Source organism: Pasteurella atlantica, assembly GCF_963693435.1.
GTDB lineage: Bacteria > Pseudomonadota > Gammaproteobacteria > Enterobacterales > Pasteurellaceae > Phocoenobacter > Phocoenobacter atlanticus.
Map to the genome: position 1 here is coordinate 1584671 of NZ_OY856306.1, position 11804 is coordinate 1596474.

Annotated in this window: 9 protein-coding genes; 3 read left to right on the forward strand and 6 right to left on the reverse strand. The window is 33.9% G+C overall.

Going from position 1 to position 11804, the window contains the following annotated elements:
- Positions 1-315 precede the first annotated feature (315 nt).
- A complete protein-coding gene (gene folA / locus U9966_RS07535; protein ID WP_306347653.1) occupies positions 316-810 on the reverse strand; it encodes a type 3 dihydrofolate reductase in 495 nt (164 codons plus the stop codon).
- Positions 811-1128: 318 nt separating this feature from the next.
- On the opposite strand from folA, the gene U9966_RS07540 reads away from it, so the two are divergent.
- From U9966_RS07540 to U9966_RS07550, 3 genes are read left to right on the forward strand one after another with little or no spacing between them, the layout of a single operon-like run.
- The gene (locus U9966_RS07540) at positions 1129-1893 is read left to right on the forward strand and encodes a TSUP family transporter (RefSeq protein ID WP_211597001.1); all 765 of its coding nucleotides are present in this window, start codon (positions 1129-1131) and stop codon (positions 1891-1893) included.
- A 9-nt stretch (positions 1894-1902) separates the two neighbouring features.
- Positions 1903-2538 carry an endonuclease III gene (gene nth / locus U9966_RS07545; protein WP_090921343.1) on the forward strand — a complete coding sequence of 212 codons (636 nt, stop codon included), beginning with the start codon at positions 1903-1905 and terminating at the stop codon, positions 2536-2538.
- 41 nt (positions 2539-2579) lie between these two features.
- Positions 2580-3008 (forward strand): excinuclease ABC subunit A, encoded by a 429-nt coding sequence (locus U9966_RS07550; RefSeq protein WP_306347654.1) that lies wholly within the window; start codon positions 2580-2582, stop codon positions 3006-3008.
- A 107-nt stretch (positions 3009-3115) separates the two neighbouring features.
- Here the strand turns inward: U9966_RS07550 and U9966_RS07555 are convergent, their stop codons facing one another.
- The 5 genes from U9966_RS07555 to mutS form a co-directional block, all read right to left on the reverse strand.
- Positions 3116-4588 carry an FAD-binding protein gene (locus U9966_RS07555; protein ID WP_306347655.1) on the reverse strand — a complete coding sequence of 491 codons (1473 nt, stop codon included), beginning with the start codon at positions 4586-4588 and terminating at the stop codon, positions 3116-3118.
- A gap of 120 nt (positions 4589-4708) precedes the next feature.
- A complete protein-coding gene (locus tag U9966_RS07560; protein ID WP_306347656.1) occupies positions 4709-4861 on the reverse strand; it encodes a hypothetical protein in 153 nt (50 codons plus the stop codon).
- A gap of 184 nt (positions 4862-5045) precedes the next feature.
- A complete protein-coding gene (locus U9966_RS07565) occupies positions 5046-6671 on the reverse strand; it encodes a phospho-sugar mutase (protein WP_306347657.1) in 1626 nt (541 codons plus the stop codon).
- A gap of 435 nt (positions 6672-7106) precedes the next feature.
- The gene (sstT, locus tag U9966_RS07570) at positions 7107-8327 is read right to left on the reverse strand and encodes a serine/threonine transporter SstT (RefSeq protein WP_306347658.1); all 1221 of its coding nucleotides are present in this window, start codon (positions 8325-8327) and stop codon (positions 7107-7109) included.
- Between the two features lie 671 nt (positions 8328-8998).
- Positions 8999-11572 (reverse strand): DNA mismatch repair protein MutS, encoded by a 2574-nt coding sequence (gene mutS / locus U9966_RS07575; RefSeq protein WP_306347659.1) that lies wholly within the window; start codon positions 11570-11572, stop codon positions 8999-9001.
- Between the last annotated feature and the right edge of the window lie 232 nt (positions 11573-11804).

The following is an 11804-nucleotide window of genomic DNA, read 5'->3' on the forward strand; positions in this document are numbered from 1 at the left end:
ATTTAGGTCGGAGATATCATAGTAAGAAAATTTTTATTCACAATCATAAAATAATGCAGAATATCTTTTTTGTGAACAAGATCAAAGTTTCCTGTTTATTATAAGTTTAAATATTTAAAAACATAGGCACATAAGTATTTTTATTGTTTTATTTTCGTGAAATAAATAACATTTAATTAAAATAAAACACCATTTATTTAAACAAAAATAACAAATTAGGATATATTATTTAACCTATAAATTTTTATTATCCAAATACAACTATAATGGTATAAAGCTTAAAAAAAACGGGGGTTATATTGACTATTTATACCTTTATTTTGTATATTTCTCTAATACCATAAAACGGCAAGAATAATTATTTTTTTCATCAATTTCAGACAAAGTTTCTTGTTTTAACTGCCACTTTGATTGATCAAATTCAAAAAAAGTATCCCCCTCAATTTCTGCCTGAATTTCTGTCAAATATAATCTATCTGCTAGTGGCAATGCTTGTTTAAACAATTCTCCGCCCCCTATAATCATTACTTCTTCAACATTAGCTAATTCACTGGCTATTTGTAACCCTTGCTCTAGGCTAGAAGCATACCATGCACCTTCTACTTCAAAATCAGAACGAGATAAAATAATATTAGGACGATTTGGTAATAAACGCCCAATAGATTCATAGGTTTTTCTTCCCATAATGACGGGTTTATTTATCGTGTTTTTCTTAAACCACGCTAAATCAACAGGTAAATGCCACGGCATTTGATTATTTTTACCTATCACATTATTCTTAGTTCGTGCAACAATTAAACTGATTTTCATCTCTTTTCTCCTTTGTGATCTTATTTTAAGAACAAGATTATAGTTGAAATTGGTTACCCACTCCTAGCCTCCCCCCGCAAGCGAAGAGAGGAATAATTGGACCTCCCCTCCTCCGCTTGCGGGGGAGGGCTAGGGAGGGGGCATATTACTATTAATTTAAAAAAATCAATAGTTAAAAATATACGATCGCCTACCTCATTCTATCAAAATTACCGCTTTTTTACTTTTTCTTATTTAAGAAAAATGGAATAAATGATAATCTATACGTAATAAATTTTGCAAAAAATGATCAATATCATACCGCTTGTAAAGGATTTTATGGACTTTAATTTTGATATTTTGGCTCTGCTATTTCTTGTCGCGATGGTCGCTGGTTTTATTGATGCTATCGCTGGTGGAGGCGGGCTAATTACCGTTCCTGCTCTACTGGCTGTCGGAATCCCCCCCACTTTAGCATTAGGTACCAATAAACTGCAAGGTAGTGGAGGTTCTTTCGCTGCTTCTCTTTATTTTATACGACAAAAAACGGTTAATTTAAAAGAAATAAAATGGTTGATTATATTGACTTTTTTAGGTTCTTCCATTGGGACTATATTAATCCAACTAATGGATGCCGCATCCCTTAAAGTGATTATTCCTTTTCTTATTTTTATTGTTGGATTGTATTTTTTATTTAGTCCTAATTTAGGTAAAAAAGATGTTATACAACGTATCAGTCTTACTTTATTTGGTGTAACAGCTGCCATAGGAATTGGTTTTTATGATGGTTTTTTAGGACCTGGAGCAGGATCATTTTTTACACTGGCTTTTGTTTCTTTACTGGGTTTTAATCTTTCTAAATCGGTTGCTCACGCAAAAGTACTAAACTTTACGTCTAATTCTGCCGCATTACTCTTTTTTGTTTTAGGCGGTGCCGTACTTTGGAAAGTGGGATTATTTATGATGATCGGTCAGTTTATTGGTGGTCATTTAGGTGCAAGAATGGTCGTCACACGAGGACAAAAATTAATTCGACCAATGATCGTGATAATGTCATTTACTATGGTGATAAAAATGCTTTATGATCAAGGTTATTTTTATTAAAATACCATTATGAATAAAACAAAACGTATTGAAATTTTAACTCGATTACGAGATCAAAATCCACATCCAACAACAGAGCTGAATTATAATTCACCTTTTGAGTTATTAATTGCCGTAATTTTATCTGCTCAAGCCACTGATGTTGGTGTAAATAAAGCAACGGCTAAATTATTTCCTATTGCTAATACACCTCAAAAAATTTTAGATTTAGGTGTAGAAGGCTTAAAAGAGTATATTAAAACCATCGGATTGTTTAATAGTAAAGCCAATAATGTGATAAAAACCTGTCGTGATTTAATTGAAAAACATAATGGTATTGTGCCAGAAAGCCGAGAAGCCTTAGAAGCACTGGCAGGAGTAGGGCGAAAAACCGCCAATGTAGTACTTAACACTGCTTTTGGACATCCAACTATTGCCGTTGATACCCATATTTTCAGGGTAAGTAACCGTACTAAATTTGCGATGGGAAAAGATGTTGTCAAAGTTGAAGAAAAGCTATTGAAAGTTGTTCCCAATGAATTTAAAGTGGATGTCCATCATTGGCTGATTTTACATGGTCGCTATACCTGTATCGCTCGAAAACCTCGTTGCGGTTCTTGTATTATTGAAGATCTTTGTGAGTATAAAGATAAAACGGAAGTTTAACTATTTATTCTAATTTTTCATTTTAACTATAGGAGTATATAATGAAATTATCTAGCAAATTATTAACTATTGGCTTAGCTGCAATTGTTCTTTCTGGTTGCTCTGCAAGAAATGAGACTGTCTATGTTTCCATTCAAGACACGCTAAATTCATCTGAAGCAAAATCTGTACTGGATCCAAGTATAAAACTTTATTTTGCTAAATCTGTATCTGGCAAAGTGCTCAAATCTGGACTAGTCAGTAATAAAAAAACCAATGCTGTTGGAAAATCAGATGAAAAAGCGTGCCGTTGGGCATTTTTATCTGCTGTAAAACAGTTCCAAAAAACAGCGGCTTCAATGGGAGCTCGTAAAGTGACTAATTTAGTAAGTTATTACAAAAGAAACCCTTATAAAAGCAGTACTAAATTTGAGTGTCACGCTGGAAATTTAATGTCTGGCGTTGCACTAAAAGGTGATATTGTTAAATAAAAAAATCATCTTACAAAAGATGACTAATTAAAAATAACCAAGCGGTATGATGTTATAAAAAATTTGCAAATTTTTACTTACATCATACCGCTTTTTTCCTTTCTTATTTACTTATAATGTTGATAAAACTTATTATTAAATAATTCGTCTGGATCATACTTCAATTTTAACTTGAAAAAGTTTTGACCTTGAGGATACACTTTATTAAACAACGGTTTATCAATATGCAATCGATAAGGTAAATAATAGGTACCTTCCATTTCAAGGGCAATGTTAACCAATGCTTTGGTCAATTTTTGCATTTCTAATTCATCTTCTTGAGATTTCTTTTGATTAAATAAAAATACAAAACCAAACACATTTTCCCTTGCGTAATTTAAGTAGCTATCATTATCTTGATAAACATTACGTATCGTAATATTCAGTAAATCAATCTGTTGGTTAGGTAAAACTGTTTTAAGGGCATTAATGTATTTTGTCACATTGCGTTCGGGTATAAAATATTCGTGTAAAATATCCGTTGAATGATTGTCTTTATTTTCAATTAATTTTACATCGTCATTTAATAAATCATTACGAGAAAAAACGTGATTTTCTGTAATTTCATTCATTCCTTTTTCCAAATCCCAGCGTAATCGCTTACCATATTCACTGTTTACACTGCTTCTAAATACAAGGCGTTTCGCTTCTGTACTTTTGGCACTTCCCTGCTCTAAAGGTAATGGTTTTTGATCCACCTGTTCAAAATAATTCAAGGTCGCCTCTTCTAAAAACGCTTTATTAGAAATACGTAATCGCCCAAAAGCGAGTTTTACTTTAGGATTATCTGAAACAAACTTTTTATATTCTTTAACATAATCTTCAGGTTCTAAACGCAGTGATTTAAACTGTAACGCCTCGTTATCTACCACTTTAAGTTTTACATCAAGAATAATCCCAAATAAGCCATAGCCACCAATCACTAAACTAAATAACTCAGGATTTTCAGTACGACTACAATTTAAGATATTTCCATTGTGATCCATCAAGGTAAATGAAATCACACTGGAAGAAACAGGAGGCGAGTCTTTTTGCCAACCGTGACCGTTCACACTAATAGAACCGCCAATTGAAAAAGAGCTAAACGCCTGCATTACCACAATGGATTTATCAAATTGATCTAAATAATTCAACGCCTCTTCCCACAATGCCCCAGAACCAATGGTTAAAATATTATTCGTGGTGTCTAGTTGCATTTGATTATAAGGACGCATATTTAACACAATACCATCAGGATACATCGTATGCCCACCCATACTATGCTTGGCACCTGCCATTGAAATAGCTTTGTGGTTTGTTTTAGCATACTTAAGAATATCTTTTAGTTGGCTGATTATAGCCTCTTTAGACTGTGCCACATCAATGATTTGATCAACCTTTGTGAGATTTAATTCACTGGCATCATTGGTATAGCCTTTAGGAATTTCAACCTTGCTATTATCTTCATTTAAATAAGTTTTAATTAAATGAAAAGCGGGAATAGAAATAAAAATAATTAATAACGCTGTTAATACATAGAAGAGAGATTTTTTGTTTATCATTTTAGAAAAAAGTTAGATTATATGTAGATGGATTATAGGGCTTAAATCCCAATTTTGCACTTAGTAATTTGCGGATTTTGAGTAAAATCATACCGCTTAAGACAATCTTTTTATTTATGGTTATTTGTAAATATCGCCGCAGCTACCAATATCTAACACACTAATTTCTTCCCCAGTTAAATCATTAAAATCAATATTTAATGCTTCTATCTCTGCTTGTTCTTCGTCTGACACACTTTCAAAATTTGCATTCATATATTGCAATAATTCCATATTTTCAGCCTTTTATTATGTATTTAATGTGTATTATGCGTATTGAATTTTTTTATCAAGTATCCAATATTTCATTTCATAATCAATATCAAAATATACACAAAACAAAAGCGATCACATTTTGCAAAAAACTGACAAAATATAACCGCTTATTATTTAACTAAAAAGTCAACTAAATCAAAAATTAAGCAACACTATCTGTAAATGCCGCTAAATCTGCTTTTACTTTGGCACAAATTTCTTGTGCTTCGGCAAGAGATTTACCTGTTGTGTCTAAATACATTTTTAATTTAGGTTCAGTACCTGATGGACGGAAAATAACACGTTGTCCGCCAGCAAGATGGAACACTAAAATATCATTTTGTTTTTCAGTTTGTAAATGATCGATGTATTGCTCAACTGCCACACCGCCAATTTCAGTAAATGGATTATCACGCACTGCTTGTTGAATACGTTGAATACGGCTTAAATCTTCAACACGGATACTTAATTGATCGCTGTTTGCCGCTCCGAACGTTTCCATAAACTCTTGACGATATTGTGCAAATGTTTTGCCTTGTGCTTTTAAGCTATTAATTAAGTTTAAGAAACAAGTAATTGCTGAAATACCGTCTTTATCGTGAGCTTCTGTTGGGTTTACAAGATAGCCTAATGCTTCTTCAAAACCAAAGATTAAACCTGGAATACGACCGATAAACTTAAAGCCTGTTAATGTTTCTTGATATTCCATTCCACACGCTTTCGCAATATTTCCAAGTAATGGGCTAGACACTAATGAACAGGCTAATACACCTTTTTTACCCTCAGCTTGTACTTGTTGTGCAATAAACCAACCTAAATATAAGCCTACTTCATTACCGTGTAATGTTGCCCATTGTCCATTTTCATCTGCAACAGCAACAGCTAAACGGTCTGCATCTGGGTCATTTGCGACGATAAACTCTGCATTTACTTCTTTTGCTTTTGCAATCGCTAAATCTAATGCCCCTTTTTCTTCTGGATTAGGGAATGCAACCGTTGGGAATGTACCGTCTGGTTCACACTGCTCTGCCACTAAGGTTGGTTTTGGTAAACCTGCTTTGTCTAACACGCTTAATAAGGTTTCTTTACCCACACCGTGCATAGCGGTATAAACATAGCTTAAATCTGTTACTGGTGCTGTCGCTAATTTTGCAGTACGCTCAATAAATTCATCAATAATTGCTTGATCGATCATTTTATAATTGGTATCACGTGGAATATCATTTACACGTTGATTATCCGCAACCCATTGAATTTCTTCTGCAATTAACTTATCGTTAGGAGAAATAATTTGAGCACCGTCGTCTTCGCCACCTAAATAAACTTTATAACCGTTATCTTCTGGTGGGTTATGGCTTGCGGTTACCATTACACCCGCACTTGCTTTTAAGCGACGAACAGAGAACGCTAAAACTGGCGTTGGACGTAAACTTGGCATAAGTTGAGCTTCAATGCCTGCTGCCTGCATAATTTCAGCGGTATCTTGTGCAAAACGCAATGAATTTTTACGACCATCATAACCAATCACAATTGTTGGATTTTTTTCTTTTTTCAACAAGAAACGTGCTAAACCAGCGGCGGCTTGACAAACTAATACTCGGTTCATTCCCATTGAACCTGCTTGTAAACGCCCACGTAATCCTGCCGTACCAAATTGTAAACGATCTGAAAAACGAGCTTCCAACTCTTTAACATCATTTTGATCAATAATTGCCTGCAACTCTGCACGAGTTTCCGCATCAGGATCTTGTGCTAACCATTGTTTTGCAATGCTCATAAAATCTTTCATTTTGTTTTCCTTTTTTTATTAAAAAATGTAACTAAGATGTATGTTAAATTATAAACGAAAATTTATGTGTTTGTACTCTTATTTTGGCGTATTTTGATTTTTGTCATAGGAAAGCGTTTGCATTAAAATAAAAACTTTTATAGTAAATTTCAATAAATTTTTACTTATTTAGATTAAAAAATGAAATAAAACGTTTGAAAAACATCCTATATTAAATGCAAAAAAACAAATATCACCACTGTTTATTTGAAATAATTTAAATAAAAACTATCTCATTATAATAGATTAACAAAATAGCATAAAATTATGTTTATAAAGGTTTAAAAAAAAGAGTTGGTAATCATTTAGAATATAAAAACCAACCCTTTTATCTACTCTGCCACAAATTCAATAAATTAAAAATGCAAGCTTAAGTCGTAAACTTCGATAGAACCATTAACTATTTAGTTCTTTGTTATCCTCTGCAATACTTACTGCTGTAGTAAATAATACATCAGTTGATGAATTTAATGCTGTTTCTGCTGAATCTTGAATAACCCCAATAATAAAACCAACACCAATAACCTGTGCTGAAATATCTGCTGGAATATCAAATAAGCTACACGCAAGTGGAATAAGTAATAGTGAACCTCCAGCAACACCAGATGCACCACAAGCACAAATAGCAGCTACAAGGCTTAACAATAATGCGGTACTAAAATCTGGTGTAATTCCCTGAGTATATGCAGCTGCCAACGTAAGCACTGTTACAGTAATCGCTGCACCTGCCATATTGATGGTTGCACCTAATGGAATAGAAACAGAATAAATACTTTCTCTTACACCTAAACGTTCTGCTAATCCCATATTTACAGGAATATTTGCTGCTGAACTACGTGTAAAAAATGCTGTCACTCCACTTTCACGTAAGCAAGTAAATACTAATGGATAAGGATTACGACGAATTTTCCAATAGACTAATAATGGATTAAGTACAAAAGCAACAATTCCCATTGCTCCTAATAATACTGCGAGTAAGCGGATATAACCCAAGAAAGCATCTGGACCGTTAGTTGCAATAGTATCTGCAACTAAACCAAAAATACCTATTGGTGCAAGTGCAATCACAACTTTTACCACAAAAGAAACAGCATCTGCAATATCAACAAGAAATGCTTTTGTACTTTGTGATGCATGACGTAATGAAATACCTAATCCAATTGCCCAAGCTAAAATCCCAATAAAGTTACCACTAGTTAAAGCACTAAATGGATTATCAACCACATTAAATACTAAGGTTTTTAAAATTTCACCCACGCCTTGTGGTGGTGCGATATTATTTGGACTTGCCACTAACTCTAACTGTGTTGGGAACATAAAACTTAATACAACTGCTGTTAATGCAGCTAAGAAAGTACCAAGTAAATAAAGCACGATAACTGGTTTTAATGCACTGTTTGAGCCAACTTCTTTATTTGCAATAGCTGAAAGCACTAGCACAAACACAAGAATAGGTGCGATTGAACGTAACGAACGTACAAAAAACTGCCCTAAAACACCAACGGCTTTGGCATATTCTGGACTAAAAAATGCTAGAAGTATTCCTAACACTAAACCAATAGCAATACGCAATACAAGATTGCCATTGAGAAATTTTGATGATAATGAATTACTCATAAATCTTATTCTCCCTGTAAGATTAAAATAAATTATTGAATGTTGTGTTTGTAAATATAAACTAAAATATGACTTATAATATTGTCAAGCTAATAGGATAACGAAAAATTAATCGAAATGAAATAGTGAAAAATATTTTTTTGAATTTATTAGAAGATAAAAATTTTTATTTTAAGGATTATTATGTAGATACTATTAAGTAATAGTAAGTATAAAAATTGTAAGTTTTAAACTGGATATAGCCGCTATATTTTACATCATATAAAAATAACTTATTGATATATAAAAGATATTATGAAATACATAACTCGCTCTCTTACATAAGGAATTGAATTTGTTAATTTTCAATTTGATTTACCTCCATATTTTACCTAATAGGGTGTTAAATACTATCTTGCCCTAATTAAAGTATGTTCTTACTCTGAATATAAGACAAATTTGTAAATTCTCAGCAGGCTCATATCACTTTATATTCTCATATTTAGCGTGTTACATCGAAAAATCAGTGCTTTTAATGTAATCAAAAAAATGAATAACTACCTACACTCATTAAAAATAAGTAAACAATATAATTTTAATAAAGTTTATGTTCTATTTAGGGAGAATCCTCAATTCAACTATGTTCACTGTTAATGGAAGAAATTATCTTAGACAATGCTAAATGTTATCCATTATATCTCTTGCTTTAACTTATATAATATTTCTAACGCTTGCTTAGGTGTTAATTCATCGGGATTAACACCCTTTAATATCTCTATCGCTGTTGATATTGCTTGTTGTGACTCTTCTTTATGATTTATCTCCTCAAACAAACTTTCTTGTGGATTTTTATTTAAATCTGTCGTTTGAAATGAAATTTGTTCTAAGGTCGCTAATTTCTGTTTGGCTAATTTAACCACTTGTTTAGGTACGCCAGCCAAAGAAGCCACCGCTAAACCGTAACTTTTACTCGCAGCCCCTTCTTGTACAGCGTGCATAAACACAATATTATCATTATGCTCACGTGCGTCTAAATGGACATTCGCCACGCCTTTTAATTGTTCAGGTAAGCTGGTTAATTCAAAATAATGGGTCGCAAACAAGGTTAAAGAACGTGTTTTTTGAGCCAACCATTCGGCACACGCCCACGCCAATGATAAACCATCATAAGTAGATGTTCCTCGCCCAATTTCATCAATCAATACTAAGCTATTAGCGGTGGCTTGATGAAGAATATTTGCCATTTCTGTCATTTCCACCATAAAGGTTGAGCGACCAGAGGCAAGATCATCAGAGGCACCAATACGCGTAAAAATACGATCAATAGTGCCAATTTCGGCACTTTCTGCAGGTACAAAACTTCCGATATGACCCATTAAAGTAATCAGAGCGATTTGTCGCATATAGGTACTTTTACCGCCCATATTTGGACCTGTTACCACTAACAAATGACGTTGTTCATTTAAGAAAACGGGATTAGCAATAAAAGGGGCTTTTAGCACATTTTCTACCACTGGGTGGCGACCTTGTTTAATGTTAATAGTGCGATTAGCCGTAAAAGTCGGTGCGACATAATTTAAACTTTCTGCACGCTCAGCAAGGTTGGTTAGCACATCTAATTCGCTTAAAATCATACTCGCTAGCTGTAACTCGCCCAAGCGTGGCAACAGTTGATCAAACAATTCCTCATAAAGACGTTTTTCTAACGCAAGAGATGCCCCTTTCGCTTTCAACACTTTATCTTCATAGGTTTTTAATTCAGGGATAATATAACGCTCGGCATTTTTTAAGGTTTGACGGCGGACATAATGAATTGGTGCGTTGTCACTTTGCCCTTTGCTGATCTGAATATAGTAACCGTGTACCGCATTAAAACCGATTTTTAAGGTATCAATCCCTGTTGCTTCACGCTCTCGAATTTCTAAATCATCAAGGTATTGAGTTGCACCATCAGCAAGGGAACGCCATTCGTCTAATTCTGAATTATAGCCAGTAGCAATCACACCACCATCTCGCACTAATTGTGGTGGAGCCTCAACAATTGCTCTCTCCAATAAAAAATGAAGATCGCTAAAATCCGCAATTTGATTGATATTTTGAGTTAAACTAGCGGTTAGATTTTGGGTAAAATTTACAATTTCTGGAATTTGAGCCAACGCAGTGCGTAAACGAGTTAAATCTCGTGGACGTGCTGAACGCAACGCAACACGTGCCAAAATTCGTTCCATATCACCCACTTGTTGTAGCAAGGGTTGTAATGTGTCGATTAAATGATGATCGAGCAAGGTTTGAATATTTTGCTGACGGTTTTTTAGTTTTACTACATCACGAATAGGCTGATGGATCCAACGTTTTAACAAACGGCTTCCCATCGGGGTAACGCAGTGATCTAATACGTGAGCAAGGGTATTATCCGTGCCACCAGCTAAATTTTGGGTTAATTCTAAATTACGGCGAGTGGCTGCGTCTAATAAAATGGTGTCACTGTTTTGAATTAAATGAATGCTATTGATATGTGGCAATGCGGTGCGTTGGGTTTCTTTGGCATATTGCAACACGCAACCAGCGGCACATAACGCCACAATAGATTTTTCTACCCCAAAACCTTTTAAATCTTGCGTACCAAATTGACGATTAAGTAAATTAATTGCGGTGACTAATTCAAATTCCCAAATTGGACGACGACGTAATCCTTTATAGTTTTCAATTAAATCCATTTCAGAAAAAGTTTCAGGGTATAAAATTTCAACAGGTTGAGCCCGTTGTAATTCAGCACTTAAACTTTCACGATTAGGTAATTCATTGATTAAAAAACGTCCAGATGTCATATCCAATAACGCCAGTGCATAAATCCCATTTTCGACATAAATACTCGCCACAAGGTTATCCTGACGTTCTGGCAACAAGGCTTCATCACTAACTGTCCCTGGTGTCACAATACGCACCACTTTACGCTCAACCGGTCCTTTACTCGTGGCAGGATCGCCCACTTGCTCACAAATAGCAACAGATTCACCAAGATTAACTAATTTTGCTAAATAACCCTCAATTGCGTGATAAGGTACACCTGCCATAGGAATTGGCTCACCAGCTGATTTCCCCCTTTTGGTTAGGGAAATATCTAATAATTTTGATGCTTTCTTCGCATCATCAAAAAACAACTCATAAAAATCCCCCATACGATAAAATAACAGCACATCAGGATGTTCTGCTTTTAATGTGAAGTATTGTTTCATCATTGGCGTATGAGTATTTAAGTTTGTCATTCTGAGTATCCATTTATAATTAAACCTATTTAATTCAATAGGTTAATATTCTTATTTTGTAAAAAATGTGAAAAATAGTACCGCTATAATAACATAAAAAACTACAGTAATGTGAGGGTTTGTTGAAATATGAATATGGGTAAAATCATACTTTAATTAAAGCAAAATGCCTCTTAAAATATAATAAAAATCTTCATAAAATTTACCGTTGTCTTGAATTATTCGTAATTTA